Origin of the sequence: Pseudomonas sp. lyk4-TYG-107 (genome assembly GCF_030209055.1) — a bacterium.
GTDB lineage: Bacteria > Pseudomonadota > Gammaproteobacteria > Pseudomonadales > Pseudomonadaceae > Aquipseudomonas > Aquipseudomonas putida_A.
On the sequence record NZ_JARVST010000007.1, the window covers coordinates 89,011 to 104,373 of the forward strand.

The following is a 15,363-nucleotide window of genomic DNA, read 5'->3' on the forward strand; positions in this document are numbered from 1 at the left end:
TCATGGGCCGCAGAATCAGTCTGCGACAGGCGTTGCGGCTTAGCCCAGCAGGGTAGCCCAGCCTTCAACCACGTCACCGCCCCACTTGGCTTTCCACTCTTTCAGAGTCTTGTGGTTGCCACCTTTGGTTTCGATGACTTCGCCGTTATGCGGGTTTTTGTATTGTTTAACTTTGCGCGCGCGCTTGGTGCCGGTAGTTTTTACTGCGGCGCCACGGGTGCCTTTGGTTTTCGATTCCGGATCCAGCAGGGCGATGATGTCGCGCAGGGACTTGGAGTATTCGCCCATCAGGGTGCGCAGTTTGCCTTCGAATTCCAGCTCGGCTTGCAGTTTGTCGTCTTGCGACAGGTTCTTCAAACGCGCTTGCAGCTCTTTGATTGCTTCTTCGGTGGCGCGATATTCGTTGATCAAGGACATGGTAACTACCTTATGCAGATGTGTTGAATGGCAGGGGACAGTGCCGCAATAATAGTCAGGCTGTTTCATCAAGTAAACATTTAACCGGTTTTTTTATTTGAATTAGTTGCAAGGAATAACCGGTAAATTGAATGGTCATTTAAATAATGTGATGCAGTCATCACGAATATTCACAATTATCTGGCCGAACAGCTTCACTGCAGGACTATCGTTTCGCCGCGCGTGGCGTCAGGCGTCGCTAATCGGGCCTGCCTGCGGACATGTGGTCATCAATACTGCAGTTTCCGCGCACAGTCGCTAGAATGGCCGCCTTTGCGAAGTTCTGGAGTTTTCCCCCCATGCGCACCTTTCGGTTGGTGATTTCCTGCCCTGACCGCGTTGGCATCGTTGCCAAAGTCAGTAACTTTCTGGCATCCCACAACGGCTGGATCACCGAAGCGAGCCACCACTCGGATAATCAGAACGGCTGGTTCTTCATGCGTCACGAGATCCGCGCCGATTCGCTGCCGTTCGGTATTGAAGTGCTGCGCGAGAAGTTTGCGCCGATCGCCGAAGAGTTCTCGATGGACTGGCGCATCACCGACACCGAGCAGAAGAAACGCGTGGTGCTGATGGCCAGCCGCGAATCCCACTGCCTGGCCGACTTGCTGCACCGCTGGCACAGCGACGAGCTCGATTGCGAAATCTCCTGCGTGATTTCCAACCACAATGACCTGCGCAGCATGGTCGAGTGGCACGGCATTCCTTATTACCATGTCCCGGTCAATCCGCAGGACAAGGAGCCGGCGTTCGCCGAAGTCTCGCGTCTGGTCAAACAGCACGATGCCGAAGTGGTGGTGCTGGCGCGCTACATGCAGATCCTGCCGCCGGCCCTGTGCCGCGAATACGCGCACAAGGTGATCAACATTCACCACAGCTTCCTGCCGTCGTTCGTCGGCGCCAAGCCGTACCATCAGGCGTCGCTGCGCGGCGTGAAGCTGATCGGCGCGACTTGCCACTACGTGACCGAAGAGCTGGACGCCGGTCCGATCATCGAGCAGGACGTGGTGCGTGTCAGCCACAGCGACAGCATCGAAGACATGGTGCGTTTCGGCCGTGACGTCGAGAAGATGGTGTTGGCCCGAGGCTTGCGTTATCACCTCGAAGACCGTGTGCTGGTGCACGGCAACAAGACCGTGGTGTTCTGATCGAACCTGCGCGTACTTGAATAAAGAAGGGCTTGGGCGTTCAATCGTCCCAGGCCCTTTTTTCGTTTCAGCCCTTGAGGAACTGCCCGTGAGCGACCCATTGGACAAAGCCACTTCGAAAGCGCCTGCCACCCTGGGGGAGGGCTGTTTGAGCCGCTACGACCCGGATGACCTGAGCCCGGAGGACGGCACCGAGTTTCCCGGCGCCGCCGAGCTGTGGGAGCAGCTCAAGGAGCAGGCGGACGAACCTGAGAAGCCTGCCTGATCTTCAACAGCTTCTTGAGCAGCGGCCGCCCGAGCATCAATAGAAACACCGGGCCGCCCACCACCAGATAGAAATAGAACGTCACCACCCGCCAGATCAGAATCGCTGCCGCCGCAGTGGATTTGCCGACCATCGGCGCCAGCAGCGCCGCCGAGGTCAGCTCTGCGGCGCCCGCACCACCGGGCAACAGACTCATTTGACCAGCCCCCAGCGATAGCATCTGCACCAGAAAACTCCAGGCCCACTGCAGATCGGCGCCCAGTCCGCGCAGGGCCAGATACAACACGCTGTAGCGCAGCAGCCAGTGCATGCAGGTCAGGGCGAACACCTTGACCAGGGTTTGCCACGGCAACTTGAGGGTGTCGATAAACGCGTCGAGAAAATGCAGCAGCTTGCGCGCCCAGCGCCGACGCGTGGCCGGTTGCACGTTGAGGCGGGCAAGCAGGCGTCCACTCACAAGGATCAGGCGGCGGTGGTAGCGCGCCAGCAGCACGCAACTGAACAGCCCACCGAACAGCGACACGGCGCTGACCATCAGCAACCACTCCAGGCGGTCACTGAGATGCTGAAACAACGCGTAAATCAGAATCCCGCTCAGGGCGCAGAGAAAGAACAGCAGATCGCTCAACTGATCCATGGCAAACACTGCGCTGCCACGGGCCGGGCGTACGCCGCAACGGGCGAGCAGGGCCATAATGGTCAGCGGGCCACCACTGCCGCCGGGGGTGGCGCAATAGGCGAATTCGGCGGCCATGACCACGCCGAGGCTTTTCAGCGGCGTTACCTGATCGCGCTGATCACCCAGCAGCAGGCGCAGACGCAGGGTGTTGATGCCCCAGCAGAGCAGAATCATGCCGAACATGATCAGCAGCCATTGCAGGGGGAAACTTTGCAGGCGCGCACCGATCTCGCCGCCGCCGAGCAACACCGGGATCAGTACAGCAGCGAGCAGGCCGATCAACAACACAATGCCGCGACTCATGCAGCGCGCTCCATTCGCTCGCGTTGCTCGGCGAGCCAGTCGATTTTGGTCATGGGCGTGCGTCCTTCTGCCAGCAGCCGTTCAAGGGTTCGTAGCCAGTAATCACGCGCGAAGGCGTGGCGCATGTCTACCGGGTGCAAGCCTAGACGAATCACCGCGGCGTCGCGCCACTGCTGTTCGCGTTGTTCGCTGACGAGTTTTGACAGACCCCGGCGCCAGGCGCTGCGCGCACTCCACACCAGACCCGGGGCGTTGATGGCGGTGAAATCCGGTAATTGATAAAGATGTTGCGGGTCGCTGGTGTAGCTCAATGGTGTTTCGCGAAGGGCCTGGCGCGTGCCCTCGCTCATCAACCAGGCCGGGGCGACGAAGCCGTGCAACGGCCAGTCATTGCGCCGGAACAGTTCGATGCCGTCGCGCAGTCGCGCCAGGGCGGCTTCGCGGGACAGGCGATAAAACTCCCCTTCGTGGGTGTAGATTCGGCGCATGAACCAGTCGCGGGGTGTGGCTGGCGCTGGCTCGCGGTCGTCATGGTAATAGCCGTGCAAGGCCAGTTCATCGCCACGGGCCAGCCGCTCGCCGAGCATTCGGCAAAACGCGGGATGATCCTCAAGCGCGTCGTGGCCATGGAAATCCGGAACGACCAGCCAGGTCATCGGCACGCCGCCCATTGCACCGACCGCCTCGACAAATGGTCGATAATCCGCCCAGGTCGACGGTGCCACGTCGTGCAGCACCAGCAGCACTGCGCGGTCATTCAAGGAATCAGCCATTGGCCACCCTTGGCAGCGAGTGACCGAGCACCGCGTGATAGTGACCGAGCAGGCTATCGACCACGCTGTCCCAGGAATAACGCCGTTCGACGTGTTGCCGCGCCTGTTGGCCGAGTTTCACACAGCCGCGACTGAACAGCTCGCGCACGGCATTGGCCATGGCTTGCGGGTTGTTCGGCGCACAAAGCAAGCCGCAGTCGTCGGCGACGATCTCTTCAAACGCCCCGGCCGCCACCGCGACCACCGGAATCCCGCAGGCCATGGCTTCGAGGATCACCAGGCCGAAAGTTTCCTGGTCACCGGCATGCAGCAGGGCGTCGGCGCTGGCCATCAACCGGGCCACGGTGGGCGCCGGGCAGAACCCGTCGATCACGCTGACATTGTCCGGGACCACGGCCGGCATCGACGAGCCAACCAGCAGCAGGTGATAGCGTGGGCCGAGGCGCTGCATGCATTTGAGCAGCACCGGCAGGTTCTTCTCTTTGGAACCGCGCCCGGCAAAGATCAGCAGGCGCGTGTCTTCGGCAATTCCCAGTTCGGCGCGCAGGCCGTTGTCGCGGGCGTCAGGGTGAAAGGTTTGCAGATCCACGCCCAATGGCTGCACGAATACATTGCGCACCCCCAAACCGGTGAGCTTGTCGGCCATCACCTGGCTGGGCGCCAGCACTCGATCGAAGTTGCCATAGAGCTTGGTGACGTACGCCTCGACGTTCGGCGTGACCCAATGGCCCATGCGATTGCCGACCAGCAGCGGCAGGTCCGAGTGATAAAAGCCGATCACCGGCACGTCCAGTTGCCGTCGCGCGTCCAGCGCCGCCCACGCGGTGAGGTACGGGTCGCCGACTTCGATCAGATCCGGCTGCAAACCCTGCAGGACATTGCGCCATGGCGCGAGGCGCAGCGGGAAGCGATAGCCTTTGCCGAAGGGCAGGGCGGGGGCGGGCACGGTGTAGATACCGTCTTTATCACCGAAATGTGCGCCGGGAATCAGCAGGCTATGACGAATGCCCGTTTTGCCCCCCAACCGTCGATGCTTGGCATCCAGATAGGTGCGTACGCCTCCGCTGGCCGGGGCGTAGAACATGGTGATGTCGGCGATATGCACAGTGATCAACCCTCCGCTGCGTTGCACTCCCTTGGTTGACCTTTATCCAGAATAGATGTTCGGTCGGGAATACGCGGTAGAGCTGAAACGCCCCTCACCCTAACCCTCTCCCTGAGGGAGAGGGGACTGACCGTGGTGTTTTGGCTTGATACATCGACCTGAAAGTCGGAGTCGAACTCAGGTCTTGAAAAGCTTGAAGATCGGCTCCCTTTCCCCTCGCCCCTTGGGGGGAGAGGGTTGGGGTGAGGGGGGAGGCTTTTGATCTTAGATGCGGAAACTGCCGACCAGTTGCTTCAGACGCGCAGCCTGCTGCTCCAGATCCGAACAGGCTCGCAACGTCGCCTGCAGGTTCTCGACGCCTTCCTGGTTCAGCGTATTGATCTCGGTGATGTCGACGTTGATGGATTCCACCACCGCGGTCTGCTCCTCGGTCGCTGTTGCCACCGACTGGTTCATCCCGTCGATTTCGCCGATACGCTGGGTCACGCTGTTGAGGCGTTCGCCGGCGAGGTTGGCGATTTCCACGCTGTCCTGGCTGTGGCGCTGGCTGTCGCTCATGGTGCTCACCGATTCACGGGCGCCGACTTGCAGCTCCTCGATCATGGTTTGCACCTGCTGCGCCGATTCCTGAGTGCGGTGCGCCAGGTTGCGCACTTCGTCGGCGACCACGGCAAAACCGCGTCCGGCCTCACCGGCACGCGCCGCTTCGATGGCGGCATTGAGCGCCAGCAGATTGGTCTGCTGGGAGATGCTGGTGATCACTTCGAGGATCTGCCCGATGTTCACGGTTTTGCTGTTCAGCGACTCGATGTTGCTGCTGGAGGCGCTGAGCATGCTCGACAGTTGATTCATCGCCTTGATGCTGCGATCCACCACTTGCTGGCCGTCTTCGGCGAGGCCGCGGGCATCACTGGCCTGGTTCGAGGCTTGCGCGGCGTTGCGGGCGATTTCCTGGGCGGCGGCGCCCAGTTGATTGATCGCGGCGGCGACGCTGCTGGTGCGCGAGGCCTGCTGGTCGGAGTTGTACATCGACGAGTTGGACGCCGCGACCACGCGCAGCGCGACCTCGTTGACTTGCCCTGTGGCCGACGACACTTCGCGGATCGAGCCGTGAATACGCTCGACGAAACGGTTGAATGCGGTACCCAGCACGCCAAACTCATCGTTATTGACGATGGTCAGGCGCTTGGTCAGGTCGCCTTCACCGTCGGCGATGTCTTCCATGGCGCGGGTCATGACGTGCAGTGGCTGGATCAGCAGGCGAATCAGCATGCCCAGCAACGCGATGATGATCACCACCGCAATCACCGTGGCAATCACCGCCGAGGTGCGGAACTCACTGAGCATCGAGAAGGCTTTGTCCTTGTCCACCGACAGCCCGATGTACCAGTTGACCGACGGCAGGCCTTTGATCGGCGCGAAGCTGACGATGCGGGTCTTGCCATCGACGGTGATTTCACTGAAGTCGCTGCTGATGCGCGGGGTGTCCTGCGGATAGGCTTCTTTCAGCGACTTCATCACCAGTGCCTTGTCCGGGTGCACGAGGATCTTGCCGTCGGCGCTGACCAGGAAGGCGTAGCCCATGCCGGAGAAGTCCCGGGCGGTGAGGGTGTCGACCAGGGTTTGCAGGCTCAGGTCGCCGCCCACCACGCCGACGCTCTGACCGGCCTTTTTCGAGGCGGTGGCGATGGAGATGATCAACTGCCCGGTGGCGGCGTCGATGTACGGTTCGGTCAGGGTCGACGCGCTGCTGCTCTCGGCCCCTTTGTACCAAGGGCGCACCCGTGGATCGAAGCCGTCCGGCATCTTCACGTCCGGACGGATGGTGAAGTGACCGGTGGCATCGCCCAGGTAAGTGGCCATGAACGTCGAGGTCAGGGATTTCTGTTCCAGCAGGCTGGCGACGTTGGCCGGTTCCGGATTGATGGCGATGTTCTGGGCTGCGTTCTCGACCAGCAGAATGCGCCCGTTGAGCCAGGTCTGGATGTTGTCGGCGGTGACTTCGCCCATCTCGTTGAGATAGTTGTTCAGGTCATCGCGGATCGCGTTGCGTTGCAGCCAGTCGTTGTACAGCGTGAACGAGGCGAAAGCGGCGATGACGATGAGGGCGGCGGCAAGCAAAATTTTATGGCTGAAGCGCAGGTTTTTGTTCATGGCTTGGGGTTCCGCTAAGGTCTTAATGTCCTGGGCGTGCTTTTATAAAGACGCGCAAAATGGGCAAGGGTGAAACAAACTGATATTTCCGACTCTCCTTAGGGAAATGTCCGACCGACTTTTCAGTCAGGTTCTCGCCCTTATCTATCGGCCACAGCGGATTAAAGATTAACCATAGGTGACAAAATGCCTGACACATCGCAACTCGTTATCGGCGCTGATCTGGCGGGGCAACCGATTGCTCAGGCCATGCGCCTGGCCAACCGCCACGGACTGATCGCCGGTGCGACCGGGACCGGCAAGACCGTGACTTTGCAACGCCTTGCCGAAGCATTCAGTGACGCCGGCGTGGCGGTGTTCGCCGCCGACATCAAGGGCGATCTGTGCGGCCTGGGCGCCGCCGGCAATCCGCAGGGCAAGGTCGCCGAGCGCATCGCCGGGATGCCCTGGCTCAACCACAAGCCGCAGGCTTATCCGGTGACGCTGTGGGACATTCACGGTGAATCCGGTCATCCGTTGCGCACCACGTTGAGTGAAATGGGCCCGTTGCTGATCGGCAGCCTGCTGGAACTGACCGACAGCCAGCAGTCGGCGCTGTACGCGGCGTTTAAAGTGGCCGATCGCGAAGGCCTGTTGCTGCTGGATCTGAAAGACCTCAAGGCGCTGCTCAATCACCTCAAGGACAACCCGCAACTGTTGGGCGAAGACGCCGCGCTGATGACCACCGGTTCCAGTCAGGCACTATTGCGCCGGCTGGCGACTCTGGAGCAGCAGGGCGCTGAAGCGTTGTTCGGCGAACCGGCGCTGCAACTGGAAGACATTCTGCAACCGTCCGCCGATGGCCGTGGGCGCATTCATTTGCTTGATGCCAGCCGTCTGGTACACGAGGCGCCGAAGGTCTACGCGACGTTCCTGCTGTGGCTGCTGGCCGAGCTGTTCGAGCAGTTGCCGGAGCGCGGCGATGCCGACAAACCGTTGCTGGCGTTGTTTTTTGATGAAGCGCATTTGCTGTTCGGCGATACGCCCAAGGCGTTGCAGGAGCGTTTGGAACAGGTGGTGCGGCTGATCCGCTCGAAAGGTGTCGGCGTGTATTTTGTCACCCAGTCGCCGGGCGACCTGCCGGATGACGTGCTTGCGCAACTTGGCCTGCGGATCCAGCACGGCTTGCGTGCGTTCACCGCCAAGGAACAGAAATCCCTGCGAGCGGTAGCCGATGGCTTCCGGCCAAATCCGGCGTTCGACACCTTGTCGGTACTGACCGAGCTGGGCATCGGTGAAGCACTGGTCGGGACGCTGCAGGAAAAAGGCACGCCGGAGATGGTCCAGCGGGTGCTGGTGGCGCCGCCACAGTCGCGGATCGGGCCGTTGAGCGAAACCGAACGCACGATGCTGATCGCCGGGTCGCCGTTCAAGGGGCGTTATGACAAGCCGATTGATCGTGAGTCGGCATATGAAATCCTGATGGGCCGCAAGGATCTGGCGCCGGAGGCGGATGCGCCAGCGGGTAAGCCGGCAGCCGAAGAGCCGAGCCTGGCTGATCGTGCCGGAGAGTTTCTGGGCACGGCGGCGGGGCAGGCGTTGAAGTCAGCCATGCGTCAGGCGGCCAATAATCTGGGTAAACAACTGGTGCGCGGCTTGATGGGGTCGTTGCTCGGTGGCAGCAAACGGCGTTGATCCAAGCTGTGGGGGCGGGCTTGCTCGCGAAAGCGGTCTGCCAGTCAACAATAATGTTGCCTGAAAGGACGCCTTCGCGAGCAAGCCCGCTCCCACATTGGATAAGTGGCAGTTTTCTGGATTGAGATCAGGATTTGTCTTTGGCGTGTGCCGCCAGGCGCTCAAGTGCCGCACGCAGAGCGGGATCGCTGATCCCGTCGGCCGTGGACTGAATGGTCGCCGCCGCATCGCTCGACAGGTCCATCGTGTGCCCGACAGCCCCAGGCTGGACGATCGGTGGTCGCACACTGAATTTGATTCGCGTCAGGTTGGCGAACTCTTCGAACAGCTGCAATTGCCGTTGCAGGCGTTTTTGCTGGTAGCGCAGGCGTGTCGCCCAATGGCCGTCGGTGACCACCAGCGACAGTTCGCCTTCACGCCACTTGGCCACATGACAATGTGCGCGGGCGGCAGGTTGCAGCTGGCTTTCAAGCAGGCGTTGCAGATGAGCGAGGCGTTGGGCATGACCAAGAATGGCTTTGAGCGGCTTGGCTTCGCGTAGCAGAACGGCGGGCGCTCTGGCTGTAAGGGGGCGAAATGCCATGATCGAACACCTGAAGTAACAGAAGCGCCATGTTAGCAGAAAGCAACGGAACCACTCGCCCATTGCTTTTGTCCCTGCTTTACCCATTAAATCAACAACTAACTTCTTGCCTTGATGGGTTGAAGTTGAGCAAAACGCCCTTATTTTAAGTGAGCCCCGTCAAAGCGCAGTGCCAGCATCGTGGAATATCGCCACTTTCCTCACCACCGTTTCCGGGTAGAATGCTCGTTCGCATGCGGCCATGAGGGCTGCACGGGCGACTCACGGGGCCGCCCTCCATCCCTTTAGTGTGGAAGATCCTGCCGATATGTTTGCGCCTTTGTTAAAGAAACTTTTTGGAAGCAAGAACGAGCGTGAAGTCAAACGCATGCTCAAGACGGTGCAGCTCGTCAATGCCTTCGAAGAGCAAATGGTGGCCCTTTCGGACGATCAATTGCGCGCCAAGACCAATGAGTTCAAGGCCCGTATCGCCAAAGGGGAATCCCTCGACAAGCTGTTGCCTGAAGCCTTCGCGGTCGCCCGTGAAGCCGGCAAGCGCGTCATGGGCATGCGCCACTTCGACGTCCAGTTGATCGGCGGCATGACCCTGCATGAAGGCATGATTGCCGAAATGCGTACCGGTGAGGGTAAAACCCTCGTAGCGACCCTGGGCGTTTACCTCAACGCGCTGTCCGGCAAGGGCGTGCACGTTGTAACCGTGAACGACTACCTGGCCCGCCGTGACGCCAACTGGATGCGCCCGCTGTATGAATTCCTCGGCCTGACCGTCGGCGTCGTGACGCCGTTCCAGCCGCCGGAAGAGAAGCGCGCCGCCTACGCTGCCGACATCACCTACGGTACCAACAACGAATTCGGGTTCGACTACCTGCGCGACAACATGGCGTTCAGCATGGAAGAGAAATTCCAGCGCGAACTCAATTTTGCCGTGATCGACGAAGTCGACTCCATCCTCATCGACGAAGCCCGTACCCCGCTGATCATTTCCGGTCAGGCCGAGGACAGTTCCAAGCTGTACATGGAGATCAACAAACTGATCCCGCAGCTGGAACTGCACGTCGAAGAAGTCGAAGGCCAGGTCACCAAGGCCGGTCACTACACCATCGACGAGAAGACCCGTCAGGTCGAACTCAACGAAGCCGGTCACCAGTACATCGAAGAAATGCTCACCGGCGTCGGCTTGCTGGCCGAAGGCGAGAGCCTGTACTCGGCGCATAACCTGGGCCTGCTGACCCACGTCTATTCGGGTCTGCGTGCGCACAAGCTGTTCCACCGCAACGTCGAATACATCGTGCAGGACGGTCAGGTCGTACTGGTCGACGAACACACCGGTCGTACCATGCCGGGTCGTCGTCTGTCCGAAGGCCTGCACCAGGCCATCGAAGCCAAGGAAGGTCTGAACATTCAGGCCGAGAGCCAGACTCTGGCTTCGACCACGTTCCAGAACTACTTCCGTCTGTACACCAAGCTGTCCGGCATGACCGGTACCGCCGACACCGAAGCGTTCGAATTCCACCAGATCTATGGCTTGCAGGTCATGGTGATTCCGCCGAACAAGCCGTTGGCGCGTAAAGATTTCAACGACCTGGTGTTCCTGACCGCCGAAGAGAAATACGCGGCGATCATCAATGACATCAAGGAAGGCATGGCCCAGGGCCGTCCGATCCTGGTGGGCACCGCGACCATCGAAACTTCCGAGCATGTGTCCAACCTGCTCAACAAGGAAGGCATCGAACACAAGGTGCTGAACGCCAAGTTCCACGAAAAAGAAGCCGAGATCATCGCGCAAGCCGGTCGTCCGGGCGCCCTGACCATCGCCACCAACATGGCCGGTCGTGGTACCGACATCCTGTTGGGCGGTAACTGGGAAGTGGAAGTCGCGGCGCTGGAAAACCCGAGCCCCGAGCAGATCGCCCAGATCAAGGCTGACTGGCAGAAGCGTCACCAGCAAGTGCTGGAGTCCGGCGGTCTGCAGGTGATCGCCTCTGAGCGTCACGAATCCCGTCGTATCGACAACCAGTTGCGTGGCCGTGCCGGGCGTCAGGGTGATGCCGGTTCCAGCCGCTTCTACCTGTCGCTGGAAGACAGCCTGATGCGCATCTTCGCCTCTGACCGGGTGAAGAACTTCATGAAAGCCCTGGGCATGCAGCCGGGCGAAGCGATCGAGCACCGCATGGTGACCAACGCGATCGAGAAGGCGCAGCGCAAGGTGGAAGGTCGCAACTTCGACATCCGTAAACAACTGCTCGAGTTCGACGACGTCAACAACGAACAGCGTAAAGTGATCTATCACATGCGTAACACGTTGCTGGCCGCCGACAACATCGGTGAAACCATCGCCGATTTCCGTCAGGACGTGCTCAACGCCACCGTCAGCGCGCACATTCCACCGCAATCGCTGCCAGAGCAGTGGGACGTGGCCGGTCTGGAAGCGTCGATTGCCAGCGACTTCGGGGTGAAACTGCCGATCCAGCAATGGCTCGACGAAGATGATCACCTGTACGAAGAGACCCTGCGCGAGAAGCTGATGGTCGAGCTGATGGCGGCGTACAACGAGAAAGAAGATCAGGCCGGTGCCGAAGCACTGCGCTCGTTCGAGAAACAAATCGTTCTGCGCGTGCTCGACGACCTGTGGAAAGACCACCTGTCGACCATGGATCACCTGCGTCACGGCATCCACCTGCGTGGCTACGCCCAGAAGAACCCGAAGCAGGAATACAAGCGCGAGTCGTTCACGCTGTTCTCCGAGCTGCTGGATTCGATCAAGCGCGACTCGATTCGTGTGCTGTCGCACGTTCAGGTGCGCCGCGAAGATCCGGAAGCCGAAGAGCAACGCCTGCGTGAGGAAGCCGAAGCACTGGCCGCGCGCATGCAGTTCGAACACGCCGAGGCCCCTGGTCTGGAGCAGCCGGAAGTATTGGGTGAAGAGGTCGATGTCGCCCTCGCCACCGCGCCGGTGCGCAACGAGCAGAAGCTGGGTCGCAACGAACTGTGCTACTGCGGTTCGGGCAAGAAATTCAAGCATTGCCACGGGCAGATCCAGTAACCCCCGTTTCAATCGCTGAAATACCCGCGCCGCGACCGGCTCCTGCCGTCGCGGCGTTTTGCCATTTACACCACCGCCATCCCTGTGAGCGGTGCTGACATCATTGAGTAAGGAGCGCATTCATGGCTGTTGGTCTTGGTCCTTTGCCAACGTTGCACCCGGTTGCCGGTTTTGAACTCGGTATTGCCTCGGCCGGCATCAAGCGCCCCGGGCGCAAGGATGTGGTAGTGATGCGCTGCGCCGAAGGTTCGACCGTGGCCGGTGTGTTCACGTTGAACGCCTTTTGCGCCGCGCCGGTGATCCTGGCGAAAAAACGCGTGCACAACGACGTGCGTTACCTGCTGACCAACACCGGCAATGCCAACGCCGGTACCGGTGAGCCGGGTCTGGCGGCTGCCGAGCGCACCACCGCCAAACTGGCCGAGCTGACAGGTGTCGATGCCAGCCAGATCCTGCCGTACTCCACCGGCGTGATCGGTGAGCCGCTGCCGGTCGAGAAGATCGAAGGCGCGCTGCAGGCCGCACTGGATGATCTGTCGGAAAACAACTGGGAAGCTGCCGCCACTGGCATCATGACCACCGACACCCTGCCCAAGGGTGCCAGCCGCCAGTTCGAGCATGATGGCGTGACCATTACCGTCACCGGCATCAGCAAAGGTGCAGGCATGATTCGCCCGAACATGGCGACCATGCTCGGCTACATCGCCACCGATGCCAAAGTTTCCCGCGACGTACTGCACAACCTGATGCTCGACGGCGCGAACAAGTCGTTCAACCGCATCACCATCGACGGCGACACCTCGACCAACGACTGCTGCATGCTGATTGCCACCGGCAAGGCTGCACTGCCGGAAATCACTCGCGCCGAAGGCGAGCTGTTCAACAAGCTGAAACAGGCTGTGTTCGAAGTGTGCATGGACGTGGCCCAGGCCATCGTGCGTGACGGCGAAGGCGCGACCAAGTTCGTCACCGTTGAAGTCAACGGCGGCGGCAATCATCAGGAATGCCTCGATGTCGGTTACACCGTGGCCCACTCGCCGCTGATCAAGACCGCGCTGTTTGCTTCCGACCCGAACTGGGGCCGTATTCTGGCCGCTGTCGGCCGTGCCGGCGTGCCGAATCTGGATGTGAGCAAGATCGACGTGTTCCTCGGCGACGTGTGCATCGCCAGCCGTGGCGCACGCGCAGCGACCTACACTGAGGCACAGGGTTCGGCGGTGATGCAGCAGGAAGAGATCACCATCCGTATCGAACTGGGTCGCGGTGATTGCAGCGAAACCATCTGGACCACCGACCTGTCGCATGAATACGTGAAGATCAACGCCGAGTACCGCACCTGATCCAAAGGGTGAGGGTGGGCTGCCGGCCTCTTCGCGGGCAAGCCCGCTCCCACAGGGTTCTGCGGTGTACACAACCTTTGTGAACGACCGAAACTACTGTGGGAGCGGGCTTGCCCGCGAAAGCGTCGGCCCAGTCACCACAAGTCTTGAAGCTTTCCACTGACGAAAAGGCGCCACACCATGTCCCTGCACCTGATCATCGGCGACAAACTGCTTTCTTCCTGGTCCTTGCGCGCCGCTCTGGCGCTGGAACTGACCGGCGCTCCCTACAGCGAAGAATTGATCAAACTCGGCAAGCCCGACACCCGCGAGCGTCTGCTCAAGCATTCGCCGACCGCCAAGGTGCCATTGCTGCAAACCTCTCGCGGCACCATCGCCGACTCTTTGGCGATCGCCGAATACCTGGCCGAGCAGTTCCCGTCCGAACAGCTCTGGCCAACCGACCTGTTCGCCCGTGCCCAGGCGCGATCCGCCTGCGCGCAGATGCACAGTGGCTTTTTCGCCATGCGCAATCACATGCCGTTCAACCTGAGCCATGACGCACCGCTCAACCCGGTGCCGCCAGAGGTGAAGGTCGATATCGAACGCATGCTCGCGCTGTGGGCTGAATGCCGTGCTGCCGCCACGGAGCCTGGGCCGTATCTGTTTGGCCGGGTGAGCCTGGCTGACGCGTTCTTCGCCCCGATTGCCGTGCGCCTGCGGACTTACCAGGTGCAGTTGCCGGCGGTTGATCAAGCCTATGTTGAAACCGTCTACCAATGGCCCGCCTTCAAGGCGTGGCAAAAGGCTGGACTGGAGGAATTGAATCCGTGAAACGTGTACACGTCGCGGCTGCCGTCATTCGGGACGACAGCGGCAAAATCCTCATCGCCCGCCGTGCCGACACCCAGCATCAGGGCGGCTTGTGGGAATTTCCCGGCGGCAAGGTCGAGGCTGACGAATCGGTCGAAAGCGCACTGGCTCGCGAGTTGCAGGAAGAGCTGGGTATTGTCGTTGGCGCCGCTCGTCCACTGATCAAGGTGCGCCACGATTACCCGGACAAGCAGGTACTGCTGGATGTCTGGGAAGTGTCGAGCTTCAGCGGTGAGCCGCACGGTGCCGAAGGTCAGCCACTGGCCTGGGTGACCGCCAAGGATCTGCTGAACTACGAGTTCCCGGCGGCCAATCAGCCGATCGTGGCCGCGGCGCGCCTGCCCGGCGAATACCTGATCACGCCGGACGATCTGGAAGCCCCGGCCCTGCTGCGCGGCATTCAGAAGGCGATTGCCGGCGGGATCAAACTGATCCAGCTGCGCGCGCCGAACGGCTATGACCCCAAATACCGCGATCTGGCGGTGGATGCAGCCGGTCTGTGTGCCGGCAAGGCGCAGTTGATGATCAAGGGGCCGTTCGAATGGCTCGGCGATTTCCCGTCGGCCGGTTGGCACATCACGTCCGCGCAACTGCGCAAATACGCCGAGGCGGGGCGACCGCTGCCAGCTGAGCGCTGGTTGGCGGCGTCCTGCCATAACGCTGAAGAACTGGCGCTGGCCGAGCAGATGGGGGTGGATTTCGTCACCTTGTCGCCGGTTCAACCAACCTTGACCCATCCGGATGCGCAGCCGTTGGGTTGGGAGCAGGCGTCGACGTTGATTGAGGGCTTCAGCAAGCCGGTGTTCTTGCTCGGCGGTGTTGGTCCGGTGGAGCGCGAGAAGGCTTGGGGTGTTGGCGCTCAGGGTGTAGCGGGGATTCGCGCGTTCTGGCCGGAAGCTTGATTATGTGCTGAGGCCACTGGCCTCATCGCTGGCAAGCCAGCTCCCACAGGTATTGGGTGCACCGCAAATGCGGAGAACGACACAAA

Annotated in this window: 13 protein-coding genes and 1 pseudogene; 7 read left to right on the forward strand and 7 right to left on the reverse strand. The window is 60.9% G+C overall.

All coding sequences use genetic code 11. The features are described from left to right. Window positions 1-39: 39 nt before the first annotated feature. Window positions 40-417: a histone-like nucleoid-structuring protein MvaT gene (gene mvaT, locus QRN61_RS07945; RefSeq protein ID WP_003227581.1), complete on the reverse strand. Its 378-nt coding sequence runs from the start codon at window positions 415-417 to the stop codon at window positions 40-42. A 338-nt stretch (window positions 418-755) separates the two neighbouring features. Between mvaT and purU the strand changes: the two genes are divergently transcribed. Beyond that, window positions 756-1,604 carry a formyltetrahydrofolate deformylase gene (gene purU, locus QRN61_RS07950; RefSeq protein ID WP_003227580.1) on the forward strand — a complete coding sequence of 283 codons (849 nt, stop codon included), beginning with the start codon at window positions 756-758 and terminating at the stop codon, window positions 1,602-1,604. A gap of 88 nt (window positions 1,605-1,692) precedes the next feature. Next, the gene (locus QRN61_RS07955; RefSeq protein ID WP_167797083.1) at window positions 1,693-1,869 is read left to right on the forward strand and encodes a hypothetical protein; all 177 of its coding nucleotides are present in this window, start codon (window positions 1,693-1,695) and stop codon (window positions 1,867-1,869) included. Here the strand turns inward: QRN61_RS07955 and gpgF are convergent. The 5 genes and pseudogenes from gpgF to QRN61_RS27690 all read right to left on the reverse strand — a co-directional run. Beyond that, window positions 1,832-2,851, reverse strand: a complete 1,020-nt coding sequence (gene gpgF / locus QRN61_RS07960) for a glucosaminyl phosphatidylglycerol flippase (protein ID WP_285373533.1) — start codon at window positions 2,849-2,851, stop codon at window positions 1,832-1,834. The genes QRN61_RS07955 and gpgF overlap by 38 nt on opposite strands. Beyond that, a complete protein-coding gene (gene gpgD / locus QRN61_RS07965; RefSeq protein ID WP_285373534.1) occupies window positions 2,848-3,624 on the reverse strand; it encodes an N-acetylglucosaminyl phosphatidylglycerol deacetylase in 777 nt (258 codons plus the stop codon). The genes gpgF and gpgD overlap by 4 nt, the downstream gene beginning before the upstream one ends. Continuing rightward, window positions 3,617-4,738: an N-acetylglucosaminyl phosphatidylglycerol synthase gene (gene gpgS, locus QRN61_RS07970; protein WP_502942580.1), complete on the reverse strand. Its 1,122-nt coding sequence runs from the start codon at window positions 4,736-4,738 to the stop codon at window positions 3,617-3,619. Before gpgS ends, gpgD begins: the two co-directional genes overlap by 8 nt. Window positions 4,739-4,993: 255 nt before the next feature. Then, window positions 4,994-5,758 carry a methyl-accepting chemotaxis protein gene (locus tag QRN61_RS27685; protein ID WP_371917795.1) on the reverse strand — a complete coding sequence of 255 codons (765 nt, stop codon included), beginning with the start codon at window positions 5,756-5,758 and terminating at the stop codon, window positions 4,994-4,996. A gap of 93 nt (window positions 5,759-5,851) precedes the next feature. Continuing rightward, window positions 5,852-6,883: pseudogene (locus tag QRN61_RS27690) on the reverse strand (HAMP domain-containing protein); the annotation flags it as partial. Window positions 6,884-7,069: 186 nt separating this feature from the next. Here QRN61_RS27690 and QRN61_RS07980 point away from each other — a divergent pair. Beyond that, window positions 7,070-8,557 (forward strand): helicase HerA-like domain-containing protein, encoded by a 1,488-nt coding sequence (locus QRN61_RS07980; RefSeq protein ID WP_103367417.1) that lies wholly within the window; start codon window positions 7,070-7,072, stop codon window positions 8,555-8,557. A gap of 127 nt (window positions 8,558-8,684) precedes the next feature. Here the strand turns inward: QRN61_RS07980 and QRN61_RS07985 are convergent, their stop codons facing one another. Continuing rightward, window positions 8,685-9,140 carry a DUF721 domain-containing protein gene (locus tag QRN61_RS07985; RefSeq protein ID WP_285373536.1) on the reverse strand — a complete coding sequence of 152 codons (456 nt, stop codon included), beginning with the start codon at window positions 9,138-9,140 and terminating at the stop codon, window positions 8,685-8,687. Between the two features lie 307 nt (window positions 9,141-9,447). Here QRN61_RS07985 and secA point away from each other — a divergent pair, with 307 nt between their 5' ends. The 4 genes from secA (at window position 9,448) to QRN61_RS08005 (ending at window position 15,277) form a co-directional block, all read left to right on the forward strand. Then, window positions 9,448-12,183 (forward strand): preprotein translocase subunit SecA, encoded by a 2,736-nt coding sequence (gene secA / locus QRN61_RS07990; RefSeq protein ID WP_027612522.1) that lies wholly within the window; start codon window positions 9,448-9,450, stop codon window positions 12,181-12,183. 122 nt (window positions 12,184-12,305) lie between these two features. Then, complete coding sequence (gene argJ / locus QRN61_RS07995) at window positions 12,306-13,523, forward strand: bifunctional glutamate N-acetyltransferase/amino-acid acetyltransferase ArgJ (RefSeq protein ID WP_103367418.1); 1,218 nt, start codon at window positions 12,306-12,308, stop codon at window positions 13,521-13,523. 180 nt (window positions 13,524-13,703) lie between these two features. Further along, window positions 13,704-14,336 (forward strand): glutathione S-transferase family protein, encoded by a 633-nt coding sequence (locus QRN61_RS08000; RefSeq protein WP_150368601.1) that lies wholly within the window; start codon window positions 13,704-13,706, stop codon window positions 14,334-14,336. Then, a complete protein-coding gene (locus tag QRN61_RS08005) occupies window positions 14,333-15,277 on the forward strand; it encodes a Nudix family hydrolase (protein ID WP_285373537.1) in 945 nt (314 codons plus the stop codon). Before QRN61_RS08000 ends, QRN61_RS08005 begins: the two co-directional genes overlap by 4 nt. The last annotated feature ends 86 nt before the right edge of the window (window positions 15,278-15,363 follow it).

Coding starts and splice junctions, on each gene's coding strand:
- mvaT (WP_003227581.1), bottom strand. CDS start 417: ATGTCCTTGATCAACGAATATCGCGCCACCGAAGAAGCAATCAAAGAG.
- purU (WP_003227580.1), top strand. CDS start 756: ATGCGCACCTTTCGGTTGGTGATTTCCTGCCCTGACCGCGTTGGCATC.
- gpgF (WP_285373533.1), bottom strand. CDS start 2,851: ATGAGTCGCGGCATTGTGTTGTTGATCGGCCTGCTCGCTGCTGTACTG.
- gpgD (WP_285373534.1), bottom strand. CDS start 3,624: ATGGCTGATTCCTTGAATGACCGCGCAGTGCTGCTGGTGCTGCACGAC.
- QRN61_RS27685 (WP_371917795.1), bottom strand. CDS start 5,758: ATGTACAACTCCGACCAGCAGGCCTCGCGCACCAGCAGCGTCGCCGCC.
- QRN61_RS07980 (WP_103367417.1), top strand. CDS start 7,070: ATGCCTGACACATCGCAACTCGTTATCGGCGCTGATCTGGCGGGGCAA.
- QRN61_RS07985 (WP_285373536.1), bottom strand. CDS start 9,140: ATGGCATTTCGCCCCCTTACAGCCAGAGCGCCCGCCGTTCTGCTACGC.
- secA (WP_027612522.1), top strand. CDS start 9,448: ATGTTTGCGCCTTTGTTAAAGAAACTTTTTGGAAGCAAGAACGAGCGT.
- argJ (WP_103367418.1), top strand. CDS start 12,306: ATGGCTGTTGGTCTTGGTCCTTTGCCAACGTTGCACCCGGTTGCCGGT.
- QRN61_RS08000 (WP_150368601.1), top strand. CDS start 13,704: ATGTCCCTGCACCTGATCATCGGCGACAAACTGCTTTCTTCCTGGTCC.